This window comes from Pseudomonas sp. EpS/L25 (assembly GCF_001512295.1).
Lineage (GTDB): Bacteria > Pseudomonadota > Gammaproteobacteria > Pseudomonadales > Pseudomonadaceae > Chryseomonas.
The window spans coordinates 707,585-732,977 of record NZ_LNUP01000011.1; the positions used below are offsets into that span (position 1 = coordinate 707,585).

The following is a 25,393-nucleotide window of genomic DNA, read 5'->3' on the forward strand; positions in this document are numbered from 1 at the left end:
AGCAACCCGATGCGCCATGGCGATATCTCCAGCAGCCCCGACACCGTCGGTGTGGCTGTCGTCAACTACCGGATGCCGCGCCTGCACAGCAAGGCGGAGGTGCTGGACAACGCCCGCCAGATCGCCACGATGATCAAGGGCATGAAGCTCGGCCTGCCGGGCATGGACCTGGCGGTGTTCCCCGAGTACAGCACCATGGGGATCATGTACGACCGCGACGAAATGATGGCCACCGCCGCGACCATCCCCGGCGAGGAGACGGCGATCTTCGCCGCCGCCTGCCGCGAGGCCCGGACCTGGGGCATCTTTTCCCTCACCGGCGAACGCCACGAGGAGCATCCGCACAAGGCCCCCTACAACACCCTGGTGCTGATCGACGACCAGGGCGAGATCGTGCAGAAGTACCGCAAGTGCATCCCCTGGTGCCCCATCGAAGGCTGGTATCCCGGGGACCGCACCTACGTCAGCGAGGGTCCCAAGGGCCTGAAGATCAGCCTGATCATCTGCGACGACGGCAACTACCCGGAGATCTGGCGCGACTGCGCCATGAAGGGTGCCGAGCTGATCGTGCGCTGCCAGGGCTACATGTATCCGGCCAAGGAACAGCAGGTGCTGATGGCCAAGACCATGGCCTGGGCCAACAACTGCTACGTGGCGGTGGCCAACGCCACCGGCTTCGACGGGGTCTACAGCTATTTCGGCCATTCGGCCCTGATCGGCTTCGATGGTCGCACCCTGGGCGAGTGCGGCGAGGAGGAAATGGGTATCCAGTACGCCCAGCTGTCGGTCTCGCAGATTCGCGACGCCCGCGCCAACGACCAGTCGCAGAATCACCTGTTCAAGTTGCTGCACCGGGGCTACACCGGCGTCTACAACTCCGGCGATGGCGACAAGGGCGTGGCCGATTGCCCCTTCGACTTCTACCGCACCTGGGTGCTGGATGCCCAGAAGGCCCAGGCGGATGTCGAGCGGATGACCCGCTCCACCATCGGCGTAGCGGACTGCCCGGTAGGCGAGCTGCCGCATCCCGGTCAGGAACGACAGCTGGGCTGAGCCGCCAGGGAGGAGGGCGCATGCCATTCGTCAACGACCTGCTGGAGCACAACCGCGGCCAATTGGCTCGCGAGGGCCAGGCGCCGCTGCCCTCGCGCTTCCTCTTCGAACCAGCCGCGGTCATGGCGCTGCTGCGCGCCCGCATCCTCGGCCAGGACAGGGTGCTCGACCAGGTGGAAGCCTTGCTCAAGGTGGTGAAGGCCGACATCGGCGACCCGGAACGACCGCTCGGCGTCAGCCTGTTCATCGGCCCCACCGGCGTCGGCAAGACCGAGCTCGTGCGCCTGCTGGCCCAGGGCATCCACGGCCGCCCGGATGCCCTGTGCCGCATCGACATGAATACCCTGGCCCAGGAACACTACGCCGCGGCCCTGGCCGGCGCGCCGCCTGGCTACGTAGGGAGCAAGGAAGGCACCACCCTGTTCGACGCCGAAGCCATCTCCGGTAGCTACGGCCGTCCCGGCATCGTGCTGTTCGACGAGTTGGAAAAGGCCGATGGCCAGGTCATCCGCACCCTGCTGAACGTGCTCGACAGCGGCCAGCTGGTGCTCAGCGCCGGCAGCAAGCGCCTCGACTTCCGCAACAGCCTCATCTTCATGACCAGCAACCTGGGCGCCCGCGCCGTGGAGGCCTATCGCGCCCGCTTCGAGCATGGCTGGCGGCGCTGGCTCAACCGGCTGCCCCAGGAGCAGGGCCGTATCCTGGAAGAGAGCTTGCACCAGCACTTCGATCCGGAATTCCTCAACCGCATCGATCGCATCCTGGCCTTCGAACGCCTCGAACACGACTGGCTTCCCGGCCTGCTCGACATCGAGCTGGGCAAGCTCAACCAGCGCCTGCACCGCCACGGGCGTAGCCTGGAACTGGACGAGCGCGCCAAGGCCTTCCTTTGCCAAGGACACGATGCCCGGTTCGGTGCCCGCGACCTGGTCAGGTGGCTGCGCCGGGAATTGGAACCGGCGGTAGCCGCCAGGCTGCTCGCTCAACCGATGGCCTGCCGCCTGCAGGCGCTGTACGGGGAGGAGGGCCTGAACGTTCGGGCGTTGGACTGACCAAGATCCTTACGAAACGAGAGCTGACAGGAAGCGGCCGGGTAGCGGTCTCAATCTTTGGCGCCCGGCCCTTGGGAGAAACCCGGCAAGCTCAGCCCGATGGCGGGCGGGAGGAGGGTGGCCGCACCGGGTTAGCCGGCCCTCCGCGAATCCTGCTCCGCTGCGAGCGGGATACGGTCGATGACGTCCTGATAAGGCGCCAGGTCGAGGAAGGCCTCGACCCGGACGGCCCGGTCATCGTGCATGTCGAATATCCAGACGTACTCGTTGCGATAGGGAGCGCCATCGCGGGCGGTGGCCGTGCCATTCCAGCGCACCACCACCTGGTTGCCCTGCGCCCAGATGGCCTGCACCCTGGGCACGATTGGCGTCGCCAGTCGCTGTGCGAAGGGCCGTACCGCGCGGTGCAAGAACTCCTGGCGACCGCGATAGACACCCGCAGCGGGGCCGCTGCCTTGTATGGTCCAGACCACGTCGGGCGAGATGACGTCCTCGAAGAAACTGCCTTTGCCTGAGGTCCAGTCGGCAAAAGCCCGTTCGATGACCTGACGATTGCGCTCGGACAGCGGTTCGGCAGCGCCGGCCGTGCCGGTAGCGCAGATCAGCGTGGCAAGCATCAGGAGCGCGGCCCAGGCGAACCGGTTGGATGGATTCATGGCGGTCAAACCTCGCGACTAGGACTCGTTGACGGGCTTCCTGCACGGCTCTCCGGATGGAGACGTTGCCCGGGAATCACCATAAGCCTGCGGGCCTGTATGGATAAGCCGCCAAAGCCTGGACGACTTGGTTAGCCTTTCTTACCGATCAACCTATGGAGACCGCGATTGGCCTGTGCTAGCCGTTAGTACTTAGCCTGATCAGTCGACGCCTGGCATCCAGCACCGGTAAAGAGCGGCCAGGTAGCCGTAGCGAAGGACGTTGCCTACACGGACGCTTCGACGGTCGCCAAAGGGCCTGGGCAACCCAGGAGAACCTAGGGCGTAATTCCTAGTTTATCTTCGTTATCGCTGGTCTGCCGAATCATTATAACTCAGTGCCTCTACAACAACCGCAAGGGCCCGTGGAAGCTCCTGTTGGCGTGCAAAGAACAGGTGGTAGCCGGGAAATGTGCGCCACCAGCCTTCCAATACCGGTAGAAGCCGGCCTTCAGCTAAATGCGGGCGGACAAGATCCTCAGGAATGTAGGCCATGCCATGAGACGACAGTGCAGCGCGCAGCATCGGATAGACGCCGTTGAACACTAGCCGGCTGGGCACACGAACATTGACTTCGCGACAACCCTGCTTCAACTCCCAGGCATAGCAGCCACCGTTCGCCAGGCGCAGGGCGATGCAGTCGTGTAGAAGCAGATCCTCAGGAATGACTGGCGCAGGTCGTCGCTCCAGGTAGGCAGGCGAGGCGACGACAGCAAATCGTAAATCCGGACCGATCCGGATTGCAGAGGTGTCCTTATCTAGCCCATCGCCGATGGCGTACGCCGAAGTCAAAGCGGCCTTGCACGATGTCGCTACGGGCGTAGTCGTCGTTCAGCTCTAACTGTAATTGGGGATAGGCCTGTAGCAGCGGCGCTAGGCGCGGCCAAAGTAAGGTATCGATCGCATGATCGGTTGCAGTGATACGGACGTTGCCGGCCGGTGCATCGTTGTGCGCTATCACTCGCTGCAGCTCGGCCTCGATGTCCGCCAATCGCGGTGTGATTTCCGCCAACAGATACTGGCCGGCCTCGGTGACGGCTACGCTGCGCGTGGTTCGAGTCAGCAGGCGTATGCCCAACCGGGTTTCGAGTGCGCGGATGCGACTGCTGAGCATGGATTGCGACATGTCCAATTGGGCGGCAGCACGAGTGAAGTTACGTTCGCGGGCCACCGCAATCAGTGCCAGCAGGTCGCCATAGTGATGACGCGCCATCCGTCCGCCCTGTTACGAAAAGGAAGTCAGTGTAGCAATCCGGAAGGCTGGCGCGGCCTCAGTCATTTCCTGTCCTCGATTTGGTAAAGAAGCGAATGGGCTAGGCGCCATACCGGTTGGCGAGGGATCTATCGCTCTGTTGCATGGCTGCGTTCGATGTTACCGGGGTCTCGCTTACCGCTGAGCTGCTTAGAGTCCGGGTTTGCGCGGCGCTGATCCGCGCTATCGCCATGGATATCTGGAGGATCGCCCCATGCCCTGCGTGCCCGAGCATGATTCCAACGCCGAACTCAACGCTGACGAAGTAGTCCTGCTTGAGGCACTGCCCGAGCTAGATCATGTCGGCCAGTCCCGCCGAGCCTTCATACTGCAATCCGCTGCGGGTGGCCTGGGCCTGTTCGCCAGCCAATTACTGGTACAGGAATCCGCATTGGCTGACCTGGTGTTGGCTGAAGACGCCCTCCAAGCACCGGTCAAGGCTCAGAACGTAGTGGCGGTGGCTGTCCAAGTGAACGGTCAGCGACACCAGCTGGCGCTGGATTCACGGGTTGTGCTGCTCGATGCGCTGCGCGAGCGGCTGGGCTTGACCGGCACCAAAAAGGGCTGCGACCAGGGACAGTGTGGTGCCTGTACCGTTCTGGTGGATGGCCAGCGCGTGCTTTCCTGCCTGACGCTAACGGCGACGCTCGAGGGTCGCACCGTCACCACCATCGAAGGCTTGGCACAAGGCGACCACCTGCATCCCGTCCAGGCCGCCTTCATCAAGCACGATGCCTTCCAGTGTGGGTATTGCACACCAGGTCAGATTTGCTCGGCGGTCGGCATGCTGGACGAGGCGCGGCGTGGTCAAGTCAGCCATGTCACCGCTGACGTCCGCCGTCAGGCGACGCTGCTTGACGACGCCGAGATCCGCGAGCGTATGAGCGGCAACATCTGCAGATGCGGAGCCTATCCCGGCATCGTTGCGGCGGTCCAGGAGGTTCACTCAGGACGGCAGGCAGCGCGTACCTGGGGATTCGCGGACGAAGAGCAACTGGCCTGGGCACGGCAGGAGGATGGTCATGAGACCGTTTGAGTATGTCAGGGTGACCGATGCCCAAACGGGCGTCAGCGCAGCGTCTGATCACCCAGGTGCGCGCTTTATCGCCGGCGGAACCAATCTGCTCGATTTGATGAAGGAGGATGTCGAGCGGCCTACGCGCCTGGTGGACGTTGGAGCGCTGCCGCTGCGCCAGATTCAGCGTAATCGCTCGGGGCTTGTGCTTGGTGCTCTGGCCAGCAACAGCGAGACAGCCAACCATCCGCTGGTGCGTGAGCACTACCCACTGCTGACTCAGGCTATCGTCGCTGGAGCGTCGGGACAGTTGCGCAACATGGCCACGAATGGCGGCAACCTCATGCAGCGCACCCGCTGCCAATACTTCTACGACACGACACTACCGTGCAACAAGCGTGCTCCAGGCAGCGGTTGCGGGGCTCGCGACGGGCTCAATCGGAGTCATGCCATTCTCGGCTGGAGCGAGGCCTGCGTCGCCACCTATCCAGGCGATATGGCCAATGCCCTGTATGCGCTGGATGCGCGGGTCCGGGTGCGTGGGGTGAATGGTCGTGAGCGGCTGATTCCGGTCGGTGAGTTCCATCGCCTGCCAGGCGACACGCCTGAGCGGGACAACCAACTGCTCCAAGGCGAACTCATCACGGCACTGGAGCTGCCTGCAGCTGCCGGCGATTTCGCGCGCCACAGCTACTACCTCAAGGTACGTGACCGTGCTTCTTATGCCTTCGCCATGGTAGCGGTGGCCGTTGGCCTAGAGCTGGAGGGGGATCGTATTCGCCAGGCGCGTCTGGTGCTGGGTGGCGTAGCGCACAAGCCTTGGCGAAGTCTCGCTGCCGAGGATGCGCTGCGCGGACGTCGGATCGATGCCGAGAGCTTCGAGTTGGCGGCGCAACTGGCCCTGGAGGGCGCCCGGCCATTGGCGCACAACGGCTACAAGATCGAACTGGGTCGACGGGCAGTGGCGCGAGCCCTGGCCCAGGCCGCACAACTGGCCTGACGACAGCGAGGATTATCCGTCCATGACACGATATCTAGGCAAGGAAACTACACGGGTCGACGGCGTTGCCAAGGTCACCGGTCAGGCCAAGTACGCTGCAGAATTTCAGGTGCCGCATCTGGCCTATGGCTTTTTGGTGTTGAGCAGCGTGGCCCGCGGGCGTGTGCTGGAGATCGACACTGCCGAGGCCGAGCGGGCGGCAGGCGTCATCCGCGTTTTCACCCATGGTAACACTCCCGTTTTCGGCCCGGGCTCGGAGATGGGGTCGCCTACCCGAAACTGGGCGCTGCAGTCTGATCGCATCCTGTTCAACGGACAGCCCATTGCGCTGGTGGTCGCCGAGAGTTACGAGCAGGCAAGGTACGCGGCGAGGCTGGTGCAGGCGCGATACCAGTCAGAGCCCCATTTCACCGATCTTGATGCGGTGCTCGATCAAGCACAGCCTGATTCCGACAGTGCCCAATCCCATCCCCGTGGTAACCCCCAGGCCGCTTTAGATTCCGCGGCGATTCGGCTGAGTGCCGAGTACCGTATCCCGGTGGAACACCACAATCCTATCGAGCCCCATGCCGCCATCGCAGTCTGGGAAGGCGAGCAGTTGACGCTCTTCGACAAGACCCAGCAGGTCAATGGCGTGCGTCAGCATCTCGCTTCTAGTCTCGGTATGTCACCGGAACAAATAAGGGTGATTTCGCCCTTCGTGGGGGGGGCGTTCGGCTCTTCGCTCAAGCCCAATTACTATCCGCTACTGACCGCCATGGCCGCTCGCGAACTCAAGCGCCCGGTCAAGCTGGTCTATACCCGCAGTCAGATGTTCACCGGTCACGGCTACCGGCCGCAAACCACCCAGCGTGTCACCCTGGGCGCCGATCGGGGTGGTCGCCTGCAGGCGATGATTCACGAGGCCTTTCACAATACCTCGCGTTTCGAGACATTTTCCGATGCCACCACGCAGTTCACGCGGTAGGTCTATGCCTGCCCCAATTTGCACGCGCCGCTACGGGTCGCGCCCACCGATCTGGCTACGCCAACCTGGATGCGGGCACCGGGTGCGGTCAGCGGCATGTTTGCGCTGGAAAGCGCCATGGACGAGCTGGCTCACGAGCTTCGCATGGATCCCCTGCAGCTGCGGCTGGTCAATTACGCCGAGCACGATCCGGAAAGTGGCAAACCCTTCACCAGTAAGGCACTGCGCGAATGCTATCGGCTTGGCGCTGAGAAATTCGGTTGGCAGCACCGCTCGCCCGAGCCCCGTTCGATGCGCGACGGCAAGCTACTGGTAGGTTGGGGAATGGCTACTGGCGTCTGGGGTGCCATGCAGATGCCCGCGAGTGCGCGGGTCATCTACCAGGCCGACGGCACGGCACGAGTAGCCAGCGCCACCAGCGACATAGGTCCTGGCACTTATACGGTGATGACCATGATTGCCGCGGAATTCCTTGGTTTGCGTTTGGATCAGGTGCACTTCGAGCTGGGCGACACCCGGCAGCCCAAAGCGCCACCTCAGGGCGGCTCCTTTACTACCTCGAGCGTCGGTACCGCGGTACGAGGGGCTGCCCTAGGCATCACCGCCCGGCTGCTGGGCTTGGCGCAGCGTGAACGCGGCTCGGCTCTTGCGGGAGAGGCGCCGGATGCTGTGGAACTCTTCGACGGAGTGTTGCGCGTCAAAGCCGACCCGCAGCGTAGTGTGCCGGTAGCCGACCTGATGGGGCGCCATGGCCTCGTGGAGATCGTCGAAACCTATGACTCAGTACCGTCGCCAGAGCGTGAGCAGTACGCGGCCCTGGCCCATGGCGCACAGTTCGTCGAGGTCAAGGTCGACCCTGAACTGGGTACGGTGCGCGTTACTCGCGTCGTCGAGGTCACGGCCTGCGGCAAGATCCTCAACCCCTTGGCGTCCCATAGCCAGGAGATTGGCGGAGTGGTCTGGGGCATCGGCATGGCATTGGAAGAGGCCACCGAAATCGACCATCGCTTTGGTCGCATCATTAACGCCAATCTCCAGCACTACCACGTGCCGGTGAACGCTGACATCCACTCCATCGAGACGCTGTTCGTCGAAGAAGACGACACCCTGGTCAATCCCCTGGGCGTGAAGGGCATGGGCGAGCTGGGTATGGTGGGTATTCCCGCTGCCATCGCCAACGCGGTGTTCCATGCCACCGGCAAGCGCATCCGCGAATTGCCGATCACGCCAGAAAAGCTGCTGTAGCGCGAGGCGTCGGATGGAACAGCTGGATCTGCTGGTGTTACGCAGCGCCCGTGACTGGATGAGCGAGGGGCATCGAGTGATGCTGGCTACCGTGGTGCGTACCTGGGGGTCGTCCCCACGCCCGCCCGGAGCCTTGATGGCCTTGCGCGAGGATGGAAGAAGCGTAGGCAGTGTCTCTGGTGGCTGTATCGAGGACGATCTGGTCGCTCGCTACACGCGCCTTGAGGGTGGCGCGGGAATGCCTGTGGGGGTGCCGGAGCGGCTGCGTTATGGCGTCAGTGCCGACGAAGCGCACCGCTTCGGGTTACCCTGTGGCGGCACTCTGGAGCTGGTACTGGAATTCCAGCCCGAGCTCGCTGTGCTGATTGAGCTGGTGGCGCGCCTCGAAAGGGGAGAGCTGGTACGACGCTGCCTGTCTCTGATCGATGGCCAGGTCAAGCTGACCGGGGGAACGGTCGATGCGACTCTGTATTGCGATGACGCTCGCCTGGAGACACCACTTGGCCCCGGTTATCGGCTCCTGCTGATAGGCGCTGGCGCCCTTGCTGAGTACGTGGCGACCATGGCGTTGTTCAACGGCTTCGAGGTCACGGTTTGCGATCCTCGTCCCGAGCAACGGGCGAGCTGGGGGTTGGCTGGTGTGCACTGGCAGTCAGGCATGCCCGATGATGCCGTCGTCGACTTCGGTGCTGATTCGCGTAGCGCTATTGTCGCCCTGACCCATGATCCGCGCCTGGACGACCTTGCGCTGCTTGCGGCGCTGGAAAGTCCGGCTTTTTATGTCGGTGCTATCGGCTCCCGGCGCAATGACCGCAACCGTCGCGAACGATTGTCGCTGCACTTCGGGGCGACCGCGACCACCCTCAAAAGACTACGCGGGCCCATCGGGCTGTATATCGGTAGCCGGACCCCGGCGGAAATTGCCGTGAGCGTCATGGCGGAGATTCTGGCGGTCAAGAACGAGGTGTCCCTGCCAGCAGCGTGGGCGGTGGCGCAAGCCAAGGATGACGCCGAAGCCATAGGTGTACGACGCCTGGCATCGGTTTAGCTTGGTGGTCCCTAATCAAGGAGCGCTTTCATGAGGATCGGTATCCTCGGCGCGGGGCGTATGGGCGGCACCCTTGGCAGTCTGCTCACCGCACAGGGCCATCAGGTCACCTTCGCCTATGCCCGCAATCGAGAGAAGCTCGAGCGTCTTGTTGTGGCGGCCGGGCCTGGTGGGCGAGTGGGAACGCCATCGGAAGCCGTGGCTGAGGCTGACTTGGTGCTGCTGGCCGTACACTGGTTGCAACTGGATGACGTGCTGGCGCAGGCCGGTAGCCTCGCAGGCAGGACGGTCTTGAGCTGCTGCAACCCACTGGACGCCGATGATCGCGAGCTGCTGATCGGCCATTTCGATTCAGGCGCCGAGAACCTGGCGCGGCGGCTGCCCGATTCCCGACTGGTCGCCGCTTTCCAAGCAACGCCGAGCGAAGTCTTGCGCAGCGTTTACGACAACCGTGCCGATCCCCTACGGCCGAGCCAGTTGTTGTGTGGCGATGACGCGACAGCAAAAGGCCAGGTCGCCGGTCTTATCACCGAGCTGGGCTTCGAGCCGGTAGATGCCGGGCCGTTACGCGTTGCTCGCTACCTTGAACCTTTTGGCATGCTATCTGGTGTCCTGGCCTACGAAACCGATCACGGTCCGGAGTGGGCCTATCGCTGCGCGCGATTGGATCGGTTATTTGAGGTAGCCCGTCGTTAGGACGTGGGAAGAGCTGCCAGGGCCATACTCACCCGTGCCCCTGTCCGCATGTCTACTTGGTCGCTGAGTATCACCGCCAACTCTTGCAACTGGTTCGTGGTCAGGCCCACGTTCCGACTGATCCTCAGATGCGCTTGCAGCTGAGGGTCGGTACCGGAGATCGCGGCGAGCATGGATACCGTAGCCAATTCACGACTTGGCCAGTCCAGGTTGTCACGGGAGAAGATGTCGCCGAATAGATGGGTCTTCAGATACTCGTCAATAGCTGGAGCGAACTCGAACAACGCCCCCGTCACAGGGGCGCCGCTGAGGCGTGTCTGGTTAGCGGTACCCGCCTGCAGCAGGGCTTCGCCGCGTGGTATGGGTTGGCTAGGTGCCTTGCCAGGCTCGTCCACGACGCCGCGCTGACGCCGGGTCTGCAGTACCTGCATGAACTGCCCTAGGGCATTCAGGCTGCGTGGGAAACCAGCGTAGGCGTACAGCTGCAACAGGACTTCTTGAATTTCGCTGACGGTGAGTCCGGCATCCAGGCCGCGCTCCAGGGCAGGTGCCAGACGTGGCAGATCTCCCATCGCCGCGAGTGCGGCGATGGGCAAGAGAGCCTGTTGTGGTACTGATAGGTGAGGCGAAACGGTCGTACTCATGGGGAAAGTTTCCTGGGCAACGGCCAAGTGGCGCTCGCTGGATACGGCGAGCCCTGGTGCGCAAATGACCATGGCGGTGAGTAACAGACTAATGCGGATATTGCTCATCGCTTACCAGCTCCATCCAGTCCACATTGCGACCAGCTTGGGTTCCAGTGACGGCCAGGTGCGTCATCGCCGTGGTAGGGGTGGCGCCATGCCAATGCTTGACACCCGGTGGGCACCAGACGATATCGCCGGGACGCAGCTCCTGCACGGGCTGGCCCCACTGTTGAGTCAGGCCTGTACCCGAGATCACCACCAGGCGTTGACCGTAGGGGTGCGTGTGCCACGCCGAACGTGCCCCCGGTTCGAAGGTCACGAGGGCACCGGCAGCGGTGAGCGACTCGCTGGCCGGCCAAACGGGATCGATCCTGACGTGACCCGTGAAGAAGGCCGCAGGTCCTGGTAGCGAGGCTTGACTACCAGCACGTGTGATCTCTTGGCCCGGATCGGCAGCGGCGGCGCCCTGGCTCAAGATGATCGCGGCAAGCAAGGGCGTTCGGGGACGTGAAGGCATGGCGGTCTCAGCTCGTAGTCTCAAAGGAAGGGCGATGATCCAGCGAGGTATTGCTCGTCGGTGACGTGTTCCAGCCAATCAACGGCGCGGCCATCCAAAGCTTCCTGAATGGCGATGTGTGTCATGGCCGTGGTTGAAGTCGCGCCATGCCAGTGACGATGTCCTGGAGGGCACCAGATCACATCGCCGGCGCGGATTTCGACGATGGGACCACCGTTGCATTGTGTCCAGCCGCAGCCGGAGGTGACCACCAGGGTCTGGCCCAACGGATGGGTGTGCCAGGCAGTCCGCGCCCCGGGCTCGAAGGTCACGCTGGCGCAAGAGGTACGTGCCGGTGCCGGCGGAGTGTTGAGCGGATCGATACGGACGGTACCGGTGAAATACTCGGCGGGTCCTGGCTGGGAAGGCTGTGAGCCAGCGCGTTTGAGTTCCATGGAAATCTCCCGGTTAGTTGGAAATGGTAGGTCAGTCGCCAGCCGGTTCATGCTGGACGGTGAGGGACGTGGGCTTCCTCGCCATTGCAAGGTCACCATTTAGATCACCAAGGCGAATTAGCTCGCTGGTATAGGGGTAGCGAGGGTAGAACAGGGCAAGGTCGCTCCACGGTGCGTAGGGCGAGATTTCGTCCTGCTTGGGTGCCGCTTCGATCAAGGCATTGCTGGATTTGGGCGGAGTTGACGTGGTGTGCCTGCCGGTGGTCTGGTTGGCTGCGAGTAACGTCTCTGGGGTATGAAAGCCGCAGCTGAGCGCCTCCCGCGAAGGGGCGCCTCTGGATTGTTCGAGAAAGCGCGAATAAGGCATCAGGTGCAGGGTGCCCTGAGCGACGGTAATAGCGGGAGGCTGCCGTGAACCGTTGGAGCACAGGTTGACGAGGGGTGCCCTCATCGCCGCGGGTGAGCGCTGTAGTGGCATGCCGGTGTCCTCGGATTTGGCTCGAGGTCGTGACGTTAGCCGCCCTGGAAGGCAGGAAAAACGGCAAAACAGTGCATGGGGCTATGCAGCAGAACGATGAATGCGCGCTTCATTGCTCGTGACGGAGTGCGGCGATCAGTAGAGCCATGGCGCCGGAGGGCTGGCGGCGACTGGGATAGTAGAGGTGAAAGCCGGACCAAAGCGGTATCCAGTCTTCCAGTACCGAAATCAGATGGCCTGTCCCTATATAGGGCTGTACCAGGTCCATTGGCACATAGGCTAGGCCTAGGCCTGCCATGGCGGCATCCAGGCAGTCGTAGATGCTGTTGTAGATCAGTTGTCCATCCACGCGGACGTTGACCTCGCGGCCATCTTTTTCGAACTCCCAAGCCCAAAGGCCGCCATGGGTCGGAAGCCGCAGATTGATGCAGTTGTGCTGCAAAAGATCGTTCGGCTCCCGCGGTAGCTCGCGGTCGGCGAAATACCGCCTGGTGGCTACCGCGGCGAAGCGGATATCCGGACTGATACGCACAGCGATCATATCTTGGGCAACCTGTTCGCCAAGCCGTACGCCGGCATCGAAGTTTCCTGCAGCCAGGTCCGTGAGCATGTTATCGGCGCAGAGCTCCACCTTGATGCCCGGATACTGCGGCAGGAATCGGCGTAGCTTGGGAGTCAGCACGGTGCGAATGGTGTGATCTGAGGCGGTGATACGGATAGTTCCGCTGGGGCTGCTGCCCATCTCTGCGACGGAGTCGAGACAGGCGTCGATCTCGACGAACTCTGGTTCGATGGCCTGTAGCAATCGCTCGCCTACGGCAGTGGGCACGACACTGCGTGAATTGCGGGTCAGAAGCCGCGTACCCAGTCTTTCCTCCAGCCCACGAATGGCATGGCTTACGGCGGTTTGCGACAGCCCGAGCTGCGCCGCTGCTCGGGTGAAGCTACGCTCACGCGCTACGGCGAAGAAGACAGTCAAGCCGTTGAAGTTGGTTTTTAGAAGAGAATCAGGCAAAGCCTTTGGCTCCTAAAAAGTACCACTTGAGCGTAGGCATCTGGTGTGGCTCGGTGAGACGAGTGGCTAGGAAGTGCTGGCCTGGTTTCATTTCACCTTTAACGCCTCCAGAACGAGAGAGAACGCCGGTGAGGGCTGCCTACGATTTGGGTAATACAGGTAGTAGCCTGGAAATGGCGAACACCATTCTTCCAGCACACGAATCAGCCGGCCCTCATCAATGTGTGGTGCGAACTCTTCCTCAGGCAGCCAGGCTACACCCAGTCCTGCTAGCGCAGCATCCACGATATTGGGAGACGTGTTGAAAATCAGCTGCCCATCTACCCGCACCTTGACCAGCTCCTCCTTGCGCTGGAAATCCCAGACGTGGAGCCCGCCACCGGACTGCATACGGATGTTGATGCAGTTGAGATCGACCAGATCACGAGGCGTCTTGGGCTTTGGATGGGTGGCGAAGTAAGCCTGAGATGCCACCACGGCCATGCGCATCTTCGGTCCGATCGGTACGGCAATCATGTCTTTATCGATGGTATCGCCCAGGCGAACACCGGCATCGAAGCGGTCCGCCACGATGTCTCGGAAGCCATAGTTGATATCGAACTCGATCTTTATCTCGGGATACTTGAGCAGTAAAGGCGCCAGCTTCGGCATCAGCAGGCTCCGTTGGACGTGATCGCCACAGGTGATGCGAACGGTACCGGTTGGCCTGTCATGCAGCGCTGATAGCTCGTCCAGTTCAGCCTGGATTTCGTCGAAAAGGCTACCGATGGTGTTCAGTAAGCGCTCACCTGCCGCCGTTGGCGAAACGCTGCGAGTGGTGCGAGTGAGGAGACGGATCTGCAGCCGTGCTTCCAAACCGCTAACGGCTTGACTCAGCGCCGACTGTGTGACGCCCAACTGGGCCGCTGCGCGCGTGAAGGTACCCGCACGTGCGACGGTCACAAAAGACAGCAGGTCGTTGAAATAGCGTTTGCTCATGACTTCAGTTTCTCATGAAGAATTCATAAGTAGAGCTTATAGGCCTATTCATTATTGATTAGCTAGTTGCAGGAGATCGCCCGGTCCACACTGAGGGCATACCCAGTCACGCTATCGCGCAGTCCAGCTGTCCTCGACCTCGGTTGCCGACGATGCCCGACGCGTGGCCGTTACCACTTTTGCTTTTCAAACAGCCGGGTCTCGCATGACAGTCAGCACGATCAATAGCGCCAACGAAGAACCCAGGCCGGTGGAGTCGTGGAGTGGCGTCTTCGCCATGGCGGTGTGTGCCTTCGCTCTGGTCGCGTCGGAATTCTTGCCGGTCAGCCTACTGACACCCATTGCCAGGGATCTCGATATCACCGAGGGCATGGCAGGCCAGGGGATAGCGATTTCAGGGACCTTCGCTGTCCTGACCAGTCTGTTCATTTCGGCCCTCGCCGGAAGTCTGAACCGCAAGACTTTGCTGCAATGCCTGACGACAGCGATGGGAATATCCGGCGCTATCGTCGCGCTGGCGCCCGATTACTACACCTACCTGCTGGGCAGAGCTCTGATCGGTATCGTGGTCGGTGGCTTCTGGTCGATGTCTGCGGCCACGGCCATGCGCCTGGTACCGGAGCGAGACGTGCCACGGGCGCTGGCCATCGTGAACGGTGGCAACGCACTGGCGACGGTTGTGGCCGCCCCTCTGGGTGCCTGGCTGGGCGCTCTCATCGGTTGGCGCGGTGCCTTTTTCTGCTTGGTACCGATAGCCCTGCTGGCGTTGGCCTGGCAGTGGCAGACCCTACCGTCCATGCCAGGCGGCACGCGCGTGAGCGGCCTGACCGAAGTGTTCAAGGTCTTCCGCCTACTCAAGCGACCCGGTGCCGGCATTGGCATGCTGGCTAGCAGTCTGCTATTCCTCGGCCAGTTTTCCTTGTTCACCTATGTACGCCCCTTTCTGGAGACCGTCACCGGTATCCATGGCATCGGTATCTCTCTGCTTCTGCTGGTGATTGGCGCCTCAGGCCTTATCGGCACGCTGTTGATTGGTCGCGTCTTGCAGCATCGCTTTTACCAGACACTTGTCGTCATTCCGCTACTGATGGCACTGGTGGCCATGGCCTTAATTGTCTTCGGCGAATGGCTGGTCGCAGTCGTGGCGCTACTGGCCTTGTGGGGGCTCACCGGTACGTCGGCGCCAGTCGGCTGGTGGGCCTGGATTGCCAGGGTCTTTCCTGGCGATGCCGAAGCCGGCGGCGGTCTGTTCGTCGCCGTGGTTCAGCTGTCCATCGCGCTGGGATCCACATTGGGTGGGCTGCTGTTCGACCACCACGGTTTGCAAAGCACCTTTCTGATGAGCGCCGCGGCACTCGTCGCTTCAGCGGTATTCACCCTATGCACCGCCCGCACACACGCCTCTTGAGGCGAGCTCACTTCTCGAATCGAGGCAGAGCCCTCCAGCAGTGAGGGTTCGCACTCAATCCCAGCCCCTGAATCCCGGTACTGCTATGCCGGTCCTGTTACTGGAGAGCTACATGATAGCCAAGCATGACAATCGCACCACCCACTACACTGGCGCCCTACAGATCGCGGCTCTCACCGCTGCATTGTTCGGGCTATTGGGTTGCCAAAGTGAGTCTTCCGCGAATTCATCTACCCGCCTTGCAGCAGCCGGCACCCAGCTGCCGTTGACACAGGGGTGGGATAAAACCTTCCCTCAAAGTGCAGCCGTCGAGCATCGAAAAGTAACGTTCCCTAACCGCTATGGCATCACTCTCGCGGCGGATCTATACCTGCCGAAGAAGAGGGCCAAAGAAGGCTCGCCTGCCATCGTGGTCGGTGGTCCCTTCGGTGCGGTCAAAGAGCAGTCTTCTGGACTCTATGCGCAAACCATGGCTGAACGTGGCTTCGTAACCCTTGCCTTCGATCCCTCCTATACCGGCGAAAGTGGCGGTCAGCCGCGGAACGTCGCTTCACCCGACATCAATACCGAAGACTTCAGCGCCGCCGTGGACTTCATCGGCCTTTTGCCTGAGGTCGATCGCGAGCGGATTGGTATCATCGGCATCTGTGGCTGGGGTGGCATGGCGCTGAACGCGACTGCAGTTGATAAGCGCGTCAAGGCGGTGGTGACCAGCACCATGTACGACATGACCCGGCTTATGTCCAAGGGCTACAACGATAGCGTAACACTGGTGCAGCGGACGCAGGTCCTCGAGCAACTGAGTCAACAGCGCTGGAAGGATGCGGAGAGTGGTGCCCCTGCCTATCAACCGCCCTACAACACGTTGAAGGGCGGTGAGGCGCAGTTCCTTGTCGACTATCACGACTATTACATGACGCCGCGGGGCTACCATCCCAGGGCGGTCAATTCCGGCAACGCCTGGACGATGACTACGCCTCTGTCGTTCATGAACATGCCGATTCTTACCTACATCAAAGAAATTTCGCCGCGTCCGATTCTATTCATCCACGGCGAAAATGCTCATTCGCGCTACTTCAGCGAAACCGCCTATGCGGCGGCCGCTGAGCCCAAGGAGCTCGTCATTGTTCCGGGCGCCAGCCATGTCGACCTATATGACCGTCCAGACAAAATCCCCTTCGACCGTATCGCCGACTTCTTCGGCAAGTACTTGAAATAGCGGCAGACGTATACGGCGTATCCATAGCGCGCGCTGCGACGCAGCCGGTCTCCAGAGGAGTTGAATGACATGTACTACGCGCAACTGGGACGTACCGGTCTGAGAGTAAGTCGTATCGGGTTGGGCACCATGAATTTTGGTGAATGGACCGACGAGCCCACTAGCTTCCGGATCATGGACGAGGCGCTGGACGCGGGTATCAACTTCTTTGACACCGCTGACGTCTATGGAGGCCCGCAGGCGCCCGACATGGTAAAGGGTTACGGCATCTCGGAAGAAATCATCGGGAAGTGGCTGACGCAAGATGCTTCACGGCGAGACAAGATCGTGCTGGCTACCAAGGTGTATCAGCCGATGGAAACTGGTCCAAATGACAGGTACCTGTCGGCCTACCATATTCGCCGCGCGTGCGAAGCCAGCCTGAAGCGTCTGAAAACAGATCACCTCGACCTCTACCAAATGCACCATGTCGACCGAGCAACGCCTTGGGCAGAAATCTGGCAGGCGATGGAGCAGTTGATCCGTGAAGGCAAGATCACCTATGTCGGCAGCAGCAATTTCGCGGGTTGGGACATTGCTACCGCCCAATGCACGGCAACGTCGCGGAACCTGCTAGGCCTTGCCTCGGAACAGAGCCTCTACAACCTGACTGAGCGTGCCGTCGAGCTCGAGGTGGTACCCGCTTTGCGTCATTTCGGCATAGGCTTGATTCCCTGGAGCCCGATCGGCAGGGGAATTCTCGGCGGAGTGTTAAGCAAGATTGCAAACGGACGCAGGGCGACACCGGCAATGCAACAGCAAATCGAACTACTACGTCCGCAACTGGAAGCGTATGAGTTGCTGTGCAAAAACCTGGGTGAGAACCCCGCCAATGTGGCACTTGCCTGGTTGCTGCAAAATCCTGTGGTGACCTCTACGCTGAGCGGTCCTCGGACGGTTGAACAATTGCGCGAAAACCTAAAGACACTGGACCTAAAGCTATCTCCCAATACCTTGGCGAAGCTGGATCGGATCTGGCCGGGTCCAGGCGGTGAAGCGCCTCAAGCCTATGCTTGGTAGAAACCGCCGGAGGTAGGTCCAGTGTCTAGATACCGGATGCCGATCCTAGCCCTGACGGTAGCGCTGATATTCAGCGCTACCGCCTTGGGCGAGGGCATGAATCAAGAAGAGCAACGCTCTATGTACAACATTCGCATCACCTTAGGCGACCGTTTCGTTAGTGCCTTTCTGGAAGACAGTGCGGCCACTCGCGACTTCGTGGCTCAGCTCCCCCTGACTCTGGATCTGGAGGACTACTCGGCGACAGAAAAGATCGCCTATCTACCGCATAAGCTTGCCACTCACGGTGCTCCCCCGGGGATAGACCCTGAAGTGGGTGATGTTGCCTATTACGCTCCATGGGGAAATCTGGCGCTGTTTTATCGGGATTTCGGTTATTCCGCTGGTCTTGTTCGGCTAGGTCGGATTACCGCCGGCATCGAACATTTGGGATACCGCGGATCGAAGCTCGTCAAGATCGAGCGCGTACCTGGTGAATGAAAGCATGTATGAACTCCGCCTAAGGATACGATCCGCACGGTTAATTGACATGCCGGATGTCTTTTCATCCTCGATCAGGTGTTCCTCGCAGATGCGAGCCGAGCATGCAAGCTTTCTGAAGATTTAGGGCTCGTAGGTAGCCGTGAGACGATGTGTCCCTGCATCGCTCGGAACGCGGATTGAGTCCAAAGGAAGAGTTGCTCACTCTTCCTTTTTTTATCATCGAACAAGCGCTCACCAGAGGTATCGGCACGATGCGCGGGACGTCTTGGTTTCATCTGCCGTGAGGGAACAAAAAACCGCAGCAAAAATATACCACTCCTTTACCCTCATGCCAGGACCGTCCACCCCCGCCGCCCGGGCTCTATCCGCTGACCACTCGCGCCGCGCGCGAGAAGGGAACAGGAAAGCAAAAAAGACGGAAGGAAAGGGGGAGGGTGGCCTAGGGGAAGAAGGGAAAAAAGTTAGACACCCGATGTCCTCGAGGTCAACGACCAACCGGCGATCACGCTGACCACCTCGGCGTTGGCCAAGCCGCCGGCACCGTCATGCGCTTGCCGGCCGACTTCCGCCTGCAGGCCAGCATGCTGCCGCAGGTATTGGCCAGCAGTACGAGCAAGCAGGCGGTCACCGCCGAGCTCGAGATGCTCCGGGTCGCACTGAGCTACCCACGCGAGATGCGACCGCGGCTGCTCTGGCGTGCCCTGGGCGCCGGCGTCACCACCAAGTAGCTTCCGCACACCCGCCACGCCTTCGAAGTGCCACGGCGGATCTCGTTCACTTGGGGCTGGCCACACCACCAGTAACCAGCGCATACCGCTGGCCACCATGCGCGAGTAACTGCAGGCGGAGGCCGAAAGCAGGGCGCAGCAGCAGGGAATACCGGTAGAACAGACGCCCGAGTACCAGGATTTGCGTACGACCGCGAACCTGGCGGACGACCTTGTGCTGGTCAAGCGAGAGGTCGTAGCCCCGCACCCGCGCTGCACGCTCCGGTGCGGGGAGCGCCGCGGAGAAGTTGGACGCGCGATCATCAAGGCCAACCTGCCGCGCCGGCGAGGCCGAGCCCAAGGTCTCGGCGTTGCGCGACTTTGATCGTGCGGCCCGCGGCCGTCAGCGCGGGGATGTGAAGGCGCGAGCCGAGATATCGGCAGAGCGCAACCTTTACCTGCCTACCGATGGCCAGCGGATGAAGGTGGAGGAGGGTGGTTGGGGGGCCGGTCAAGACGCCTTCGACTTACAAAATAGCCGGCGTGCCCCATGAGAGATCGACAGAGCTTGGAGCGGAAACCAGCAACGTTCCCAATTCTTGGCCGACGTCCAAAGGCTCTGCATAACACCTTCTGTTCGCTGCGGTATTAAATCCTGAAACGTCCAACCAAGTGACTCAGTTCTTCGGAAACGTTTACCAAGGAGCGAGAAACAGTCTTCGTTGTGCCCACCACCTCGGAAACTTGTTCGGCATCGGCACTTATGCCCAAAATATGTTTGTTGATGTCCTCAGCGACTTGGTGTTGTTCCTCTGCAGCAGTGGCGATCTGGATGTTCATGTCTTTGATTACCGTTACGGCGTTGTGTACTCCGGCGAACGCAGCCTCTACTTGCGAGGTGTAAGCAACCGAAGCGTTGGACTGCTGCAGACTTTCTTTCATTTCCTGAGTAACGTTTTTGGTGCTGTCGACCAATTTGGACAAAAGTGCGTTGATCTGCTCGGTTGAATCGCTAGTTCGCTTGGCCAAGGCCCGCACCTCATCCGCGACCACAGCGAAACCACGGCCTTGATCACCGGCACGAGCTGCCTCAATTGCGGCATTCAGAGCCAGTAGATTGGTTTGCTGGGCGATGCCCTTAATCGTACCCAGGATCTCGTTAATCGCCTGTGTGTCCTGCTCCAGCCCCTGCAAAGAGCCCGACGCCGCGTGGATACGTGCTCCCAACACCTCTACCTGGTCGATCATCAAAGCAATTACCTGCTGGCCCACATCAGCCTGGTTCTCGCCCTCCTTCGCCGCTACGGCAGCGCTACTACAGCTTTTAGCAACTTCGTTGGCGGTAGCAACCATTTCATGGAACGCGGTGGATAGCATATCCACCGCTTGGGCCTGACGCTGAGCAACGTCGTCCAGCGTCGACGCTTGCTGCCCGACTCTGCCGGCGTTCTGCTCGACGCTTTCGCTGGACGCGCGAATATCGCCGATTAATGTTTGGATGCTCCCTATAAATGAATTGAAACCTGCCGCCAGGGCGGCCGTTTCGTCTCGACTACCCGTGTCGAGACGCTGAGTCAGATCGCCTTCACCACTCGCAATCTGCCGCAGGCTCAAAGTCGTCTTGTTGATTGGCGAGATAAGCCGGTTAGCCAGCGTCCAGCCAAGACCGACGAAGATCAGAATCAGCACCGCGCTCATTCCAGCAATGACTACAGCAATGCTCTTTGCTTTCGCGAGCAATTCCGAGGTCTCAATCAAACCAATGTATTTCCAGCCAAGTTTGCTGGAGCGATAGATATTCGCTGTGTAGTCCTTATCGCCCAGCTTGACTGTTAAATTTCCCGAATTCACCCCTGCAAGCGTTTTATAACCATCCCCAAGACTTTCCAGCGTCTTGAAATTGTGCGAAGGGTCGCTAGGATCTGCGATCACGTTGCCCGTATCCTCGACCAACATCAGATAGCCTGTGTCGCCAAAATGCACACGCTTGACCGCCTCGGTCAGCTGCTTAAGAGAAACATCAATACCAAGGACGCCATAACCCCCAGTGGCATCAGTGAAACGCTGGACTGTGGAAATGATAGTGGCGTCATCTTCAGGAAAGAAATAGGCCGCTGTTCGTACCGGCTTGCCACCGCCAGACAGGCCAGTGGTGAACCAAGTACTTTTGCGTGGATCGAAATTGGCCTTGATGGTAGAGGCTGGGTACTGCAGATAGCCGCCCTGGCTGGTGCCCATGTAGACATAAGCGTAGTTAGGATGCGACCTTCCAATTTGCGTAAAGTAACTCCACAACTCGCCTGCAATACCAAAAGAAGGTTGCTGTAATTGAGAGGGCTTGCCGATATCCATGTAATTGGGGAGGGTAGAGTCAGCGCTTTTAAACAGCGCACCATCGGAGAGCATAAGGGCGTTCTCAGCGACGCCACTTAAAAAGACATTGAAGCCATTATCGACTTCGGTCATCTGCTTGGTACTGCTTTCTTCGAAGTAGGTCGCCTCACGATCTATGGCCATTTTGGTGACAAATATCGTAATAATCACGATCGGAATAACCGTGACTGCTACAAAAGCCGCTATTAACTTGTTTCGTATGGTCATTTAGCACCCGGCATGAAGTGTGACTGGACAGGAGAGGCAACGGCAGAGCCATGATGTGATTTTTTAAGGATGGAAGACTACAGTGAGCATGTAACGTGTTTTCGCCAAACCATAGTCACACGATTCCAAAATCCGCACATCGAAAAATTCGACAGGAAGCAGCGGCGGCGATAATTTTGACGGCTTTATGATTCCGGCAGTATTCCAATTATCCGACCCATGAAAAGAAGTTTTAGGAAAGTCGGTTTTTTAGCGGCGGATGCGATAAGCCTTTCTGACGCTATCGGCTGAGTAATATCCAGGCGGACCGGGTATATAGATGTAGCGTTGTAGGGCGCTTTCCATCTGCGGCTGCCCAGTTAGCAATCTTATCTCTTTCTTTACCCAGATGGTTTTTACGGCCTGACGCATGGCTAGCCATCGATTATCTAGATAGTGCGCCATTTGTTTGATTGCATATCCAAAGGCGCCGAATAAGACGACGACCCTGGCGCTATTGTCGATGACGATGAGCCAGTCCCCCGCACACTACAGAATGCAGCGTTGCCGCGAACGCACTTGTAATTAGGGCGGCGCTTGTGCCGAATATAAGAACTCAGCGGCGCAGTGGTCGGTTCATGAGAGATACTGGCGCTCTGAAGATAAGTTACATACCTCCAGGGACTGCAATGCCCACAGCAACGACCAATTCTTGTACTGCAGCGACCTTCGCCCCTCCTTGCCTATACGCTGAACGGGAGGGTTCAAGCCGCTCTATCCCGCGGCTTAGGGGCGGTGCCTACAAACGACGATCATGGCCAAGCAATCGTTAAAGCCACTTCGATGGACTGATCCAAGCGTTGGTAGTGATCAAAACTGCTTTGAGCGATCCCTAGGGTCTGAGCGCTGCGCGACTTTGATCGTGCGGCCCGCGGCCGCCAGCATGGGGATGTGAAGGCGCGGGCTGAGGTGTAGGCAGAGCGCAATTTCTACCTGTCTACCGATGGCAAGTGAATGAATATGAAGGAGGGTGAGCGGGTACCCTCAAGATGCCTTCGACCTATCGGCTGGGCGGCATCACCTTCGAGTCACAGGTCTAGCGCCTGAGCTCAAGTGTGGTTTTGCAGCGAGATACCTGTCCAGCGTAACGGAGGCAATCCTGGTAGCCAGCCGGTATGGGTTTGCCTGGTGACCTGCACCAGTTGCCAAGCACTGCCATCATCAAAAAATCACTGTTACCAGGATCAAAAGATCGATCGGGTGCCCACCTGAGGATCTGGCTGCCCAGAGACCGCATTGTCCAGGCGACCACCGAGCAAAGCAGGTGAAGCAGCGGTGCGCCTCCCAAGGCTTCGACGGCAGAGACCGAGAGTAGGGCGCAGCAGCAAGGGATACCGATCGGGCAGACGCCCGAGTACCAGGGTTGCGGATCGTGCGCTACCTCCATACTGTACTAACCATTTAACATAATATACATTATGCGAAGTCGTGGTTATGAAGGTTGACCTGGGCCTCGTGGTTTTTACGCCTGGACCCTCCACCTGCGATTCCAGCCTACCAGGATCGTCGCCAAGCGATGCCAGTCACAGACGCCTATCCATCAGCACCGCAGAATCCACCTGCCCGTTTTCTGCCGGTGCTCATCTCTCGCCGTGATCCCAGCCGTATGCCCGTGCAGGTTTGAACAAGTCGCTACCGGCAGCTTTAATCCGATGACACCTTCCACGTCACGATTCCGCTTCCACGTCCCGCCGATTCTCCATTTCTTCCGAAAGGAGCTTTGCATGGCCTATCAAGCCGCTTCCGATCGCTACGACCGTATTCCTTACCGCCGCGTGGGTCGCAGCGGTCTGGTGCTGCCAGCGCTGTCCCTTGGGCTGTGGCACAACTTCGGTGACAGCACGCCGCTGGATCGGCAGCGCGCCTTGCTGCGCACCGCCTTCGATTTGGGCATCAATCACTTCGATCTGGCCAACAACTACGGCCCACCTTATGGCAGCGCCGAGATCAATTTCGGCCGGCTGCTGCGCGAGGACTTCGCCGCCTACCGCGACGAGCTCATCATCTCCAGCAAGGCCGGCTGGGACATGTGGCCCGGACCCTATGGCCAAGGTGGCGGCTCGCGCAAATACGTCCTGGCCAGCCTGGACCAGAGCCTCAAACGCCTGGGGCTGGATTACGTCGACATCTTCTATTCGCACCGTTTCGATCCGGATACGCCGCTGGAGGAAACCGCCGGTGCCCTGGCCACTGCGGTACAGCAAGGCAAGGCCCTCTATATAGGTATCAGCTCCTATTCAGGTACCAAGACCCGCGAAATGGCCAAGCTCTTGGCCGACTGGAAGATTCCGCTGCTGATCCACCAGCCTGCTTACAACCTGCTCAACCGCTGGATCGAGAAGGACCTGCTGGACGCGACCGAAGAGCTGGGCAGCGGCGTGATCGCCTTCACGCCCCTGGCTCAGGGGCTGCTGACCGACAAGTACCTCGATGGCGTGCCCGCCGATGCCCGGGTCAACCAGCCCGGTGGGCAGTCGCTGCAGCAGGGTCATCTGTCGGCCGAGAATCTCGAGCGGGTCCGCGCCTTGAACGCCATCGCCAAGCGCCGTGGCCAGAGCCTGGCCCAGCTGGCCCTGGCCTGGACCCTGCGCGACCCACGCGTCACCAGTACCCTGATGCCGGGTACCCGTCAATCCACCTACAGCTCGGCCTATCTGGCGGCTGCACCCTTCGCCAAGATCACCCTGGACATGATGCAGCATGCCGATCCCGCCCATCCCTCGGCCCAGCCGGTACCCTACGTCGGCATCCAGTACGTGACCATCCCCGAGTTCCAGGCCCTGGGTACCAGCATCGGCCAGCTGTTCGCCGCGGCCCTTACCGGCCAGATGAGCGTCGAGCAGGCGCTGACCGCCGCCCAGACCGCGACGGTGCGCGACATGAAACGCGCCGGCTATCCCAAGTAACCGACTGACCGCCGCGGTGCACCTGGGGCACCGCGGCCCCAAGCTGCCCAGCGGAGCGACGAGCATGAACAGACTGGAAGGAAAGAGCGCGCTGATCACCGGAGCGGCCCGCGGCATTGGCAAGACCTTCGCCAAGGCCTATCTCGAGCAAGGCGCGACGGTGGCCATCGCCGACATCAACATCGACAAGGCTCGCGAGACCGCCGCGGAGCTGGGCGATCGCGCCTATGCCGTGGCGTTGGACGTGACCGACCAGGTCGCCATCGACGCCGCCATCGCCCAGGTGGTCGCCACCACCGGCAAGCTGGATATCCTGGTCAACAACGCGGCGCTGTTCGACCTGGCACCCATCGTCGAGATCACCCGCGAAAGCTATGACCGGCTGTTCGCCATCAACGTCGCCGGTACCCTCTTCACCTTGCAGGCCGCCGCGCGGCAGATGATCGTCCAGGGCCACGGCGGCAAGATCATCAACATGGCCAGCCAGGCCGGCCGCCGCGGGGAAGCCCTGGTCGCGGTCTATTGCGCGACCAAGGCCGCCGTGATCAGCCTCACCCAGTCGGCAGGTCTCAACCTCATCGAGCACCGCATCAACGTCAATGCCATCGCCCCCGGTGTGGTGGACGGCGAGCACTGGGCGGGTGTGGACGCTCTCTTCGCGCGTTACGAGAATCGCCCGCTGGGTGAGAAGAAACGTCTGGTCGGCGAGGCCGTCCCCTATGGCCGGATGGGCACGGCGCAGGACCTGGTGGGCATGGCGCTGTTCCTGGCATCCAGCGACAGCGACTACGTGGTGTCCCAGACCTACAACGTCGACGGTGGCAACTGGATGAGCTGAGC

Annotated in this window: 21 protein-coding genes and 3 pseudogenes; 14 read left to right on the plus strand and 10 right to left on the minus strand. The window is 60.6% G+C overall.

Annotation, left to right across the window (positions count from 1 at the left end; genetic code table 11):
* Positions 1-9 precede the first annotated feature (9 nt).
* Together AR540_RS12265 and AR540_RS12270 are read left to right on the plus strand one after the other, a co-directional pair.
* Positions 10-1,053, plus strand: coding sequence for an aliphatic amidase (locus tag AR540_RS12265; protein WP_059229290.1), 1,044 nt, complete (start codon positions 10-12; stop codon positions 1,051-1,053).
* 20 nt (positions 1,054-1,073) lie between these two features.
* Positions 1,074-2,105 (plus strand): AAA family ATPase, encoded by a 1,032-nt coding sequence (locus AR540_RS12270; RefSeq protein WP_059229293.1) that lies wholly within the window; start codon positions 1,074-1,076, stop codon positions 2,103-2,105.
* Between the two features lie 131 nt (positions 2,106-2,236).
* Here the strand turns inward: AR540_RS12270 and AR540_RS12275 are convergent, their stop codons facing one another.
* A complete protein-coding gene (locus AR540_RS12275; protein ID WP_059229743.1) occupies positions 2,237-2,761 on the minus strand; it encodes a nuclear transport factor 2 family protein in 525 nt (174 codons plus the stop codon).
* 345 nt (positions 2,762-3,106) lie between these two features.
* Positions 3,107-4,013, minus strand: a pseudogene (locus AR540_RS26550) (LysR family transcriptional regulator).
* Positions 4,014-4,266: 253 nt separating this feature from the next.
* Between AR540_RS26550 and AR540_RS12285 the strand changes: the two are divergent.
* The 5 genes and pseudogenes from AR540_RS12285 (at position 4,267) to AR540_RS12305 (ending at position 10,023) form a co-directional block, all read left to right on the plus strand.
* Complete coding sequence (locus AR540_RS12285) at positions 4,267-5,088, plus strand: 2Fe-2S iron-sulfur cluster-binding protein (RefSeq protein ID WP_059229295.1); 822 nt, start codon at positions 4,267-4,269, stop codon at positions 5,086-5,088.
* Positions 5,075-6,067 (plus strand): FAD binding domain-containing protein, encoded by a 993-nt coding sequence (locus tag AR540_RS12290; protein ID WP_059229297.1) that lies wholly within the window; start codon positions 5,075-5,077, stop codon positions 6,065-6,067. Before AR540_RS12285 ends, AR540_RS12290 begins: the two co-directional genes overlap by 14 nt.
* Positions 6,068-6,089: 22 nt before the next feature.
* Positions 6,090-8,279: pseudogene (locus tag AR540_RS12295) on the plus strand (xanthine dehydrogenase family protein molybdopterin-binding subunit).
* Between the two features lie 13 nt (positions 8,280-8,292).
* Entirely contained in the window at positions 8,293-9,327 is a 1,035-nt protein-coding gene (locus AR540_RS12300) for an XdhC family protein (RefSeq protein WP_059229299.1), read from the plus strand.
* A gap of 30 nt (positions 9,328-9,357) precedes the next feature.
* Positions 9,358-10,023, plus strand: a complete 666-nt coding sequence (locus AR540_RS12305) for an NADPH-dependent F420 reductase (protein ID WP_059229301.1) — start codon at positions 9,358-9,360, stop codon at positions 10,021-10,023.
* Here AR540_RS12305 and AR540_RS12310 read toward each other — a convergent pair.
* The 6 genes from AR540_RS12310 to AR540_RS12325 form a co-directional block, all read right to left on the minus strand.
* Positions 10,020-10,775 (minus strand): carboxymuconolactone decarboxylase family protein, encoded by a 756-nt coding sequence (locus AR540_RS12310; RefSeq protein WP_082706984.1) that lies wholly within the window; start codon positions 10,773-10,775, stop codon positions 10,020-10,022. The genes AR540_RS12305 and AR540_RS12310 overlap by 4 nt on opposite strands.
* Positions 10,756-11,202 carry a (R)-mandelonitrile lyase gene (locus AR540_RS24840; RefSeq protein ID WP_236712052.1) on the minus strand — a complete coding sequence of 149 codons (447 nt, stop codon included), beginning with the start codon at positions 11,200-11,202 and terminating at the stop codon, positions 10,756-10,758. Before AR540_RS24840 ends, AR540_RS12310 begins: the two co-directional genes overlap by 20 nt.
* A 44-nt stretch (positions 11,203-11,246) precedes the next feature.
* On the minus strand, positions 11,247-11,660 hold the full coding sequence (locus AR540_RS24845; RefSeq protein WP_082706986.1) for a (R)-mandelonitrile lyase: 414 nt from the start codon (positions 11,658-11,660) through the stop codon (positions 11,247-11,249).
* 31 nt (positions 11,661-11,691) lie between these two features.
* Positions 11,692-12,138: a hypothetical protein gene (locus tag AR540_RS12315; RefSeq protein ID WP_059229303.1), complete on the minus strand. Its 447-nt coding sequence runs from the start codon at positions 12,136-12,138 to the stop codon at positions 11,692-11,694.
* Between the two features lie 109 nt (positions 12,139-12,247).
* Positions 12,248-13,153 carry a LysR family transcriptional regulator gene (locus AR540_RS12320; RefSeq protein WP_059229305.1) on the minus strand — a complete coding sequence of 302 codons (906 nt, stop codon included), beginning with the start codon at positions 13,151-13,153 and terminating at the stop codon, positions 12,248-12,250.
* 87 nt (positions 13,154-13,240) lie between these two features.
* Entirely contained in the window at positions 13,241-14,131 is an 891-nt protein-coding gene (locus AR540_RS12325; protein WP_059229307.1) for a LysR family transcriptional regulator, read from the minus strand.
* A gap of 205 nt (positions 14,132-14,336) precedes the next feature.
* On the opposite strand from AR540_RS12325, the gene AR540_RS12330 reads away from it, so the two are divergent.
* The 5 genes from AR540_RS12330 to AR540_RS26080 all read left to right on the plus strand — a co-directional run bounded on the left by AR540_RS12330 (position 14,337) and on the right by AR540_RS26080 (position 19,028).
* On the plus strand, positions 14,337-15,539 hold the full coding sequence (locus tag AR540_RS12330) for an MFS transporter (protein WP_059229745.1): 1,203 nt from the start codon (positions 14,337-14,339) through the stop codon (positions 15,537-15,539).
* Between the two features lie 112 nt (positions 15,540-15,651).
* Positions 15,652-16,758, plus strand: a complete 1,107-nt coding sequence (locus tag AR540_RS12335) for an alpha/beta hydrolase (protein WP_153014228.1) — start codon at positions 15,652-15,654, stop codon at positions 16,756-16,758.
* A gap of 69 nt (positions 16,759-16,827) precedes the next feature.
* Positions 16,828-17,817 (plus strand): aldo/keto reductase, encoded by a 990-nt coding sequence (locus tag AR540_RS12340; protein WP_059229309.1) that lies wholly within the window; start codon positions 16,828-16,830, stop codon positions 17,815-17,817.
* 120 nt (positions 17,818-17,937) lie between these two features.
* A complete protein-coding gene (locus AR540_RS12345) occupies positions 17,938-18,297 on the plus strand; it encodes a cyclophilin-like fold protein (protein ID WP_059229747.1) in 360 nt (119 codons plus the stop codon).
* 548 nt (positions 18,298-18,845) lie between these two features.
* Positions 18,846-19,028 carry a hypothetical protein gene (locus AR540_RS26080; RefSeq protein ID WP_236712054.1) on the plus strand — a complete coding sequence of 61 codons (183 nt, stop codon included), beginning with the start codon at positions 18,846-18,848 and terminating at the stop codon, positions 19,026-19,028.
* A 627-nt stretch (positions 19,029-19,655) separates the two neighbouring features.
* Here the strand turns inward: AR540_RS26080 and AR540_RS26555 are convergent.
* On the minus strand, positions 19,656-20,384 hold the full coding sequence (locus tag AR540_RS26555) for a methyl-accepting chemotaxis protein (RefSeq protein WP_442963791.1): 729 nt from the start codon (positions 20,382-20,384) through the stop codon (positions 19,656-19,658).
* Positions 20,385-20,513: 129 nt separating this feature from the next.
* Positions 20,514-21,608 (minus strand): annotated as a pseudogene (locus AR540_RS26560) (HAMP domain-containing protein); the annotation flags it as partial.
* A 1,763-nt stretch (positions 21,609-23,371) separates the two neighbouring features.
* Between AR540_RS26560 and mgrA the strand changes: the two are divergent.
* Both mgrA and AR540_RS12365 read left to right on the plus strand, forming a co-directional pair.
* Positions 23,372-24,553: an L-glyceraldehyde 3-phosphate reductase gene (mgrA, locus tag AR540_RS12360; protein ID WP_236712055.1), complete on the plus strand. Its 1,182-nt coding sequence runs from the start codon at positions 23,372-23,374 to the stop codon at positions 24,551-24,553.
* 64 nt (positions 24,554-24,617) lie between these two features.
* Positions 24,618-25,391, plus strand: a complete 774-nt coding sequence (locus AR540_RS12365; RefSeq protein ID WP_059229313.1) for an L-iditol 2-dehydrogenase — start codon at positions 24,618-24,620, stop codon at positions 25,389-25,391.
* Positions 25,392-25,393: the final 2 nt, after the last annotated feature.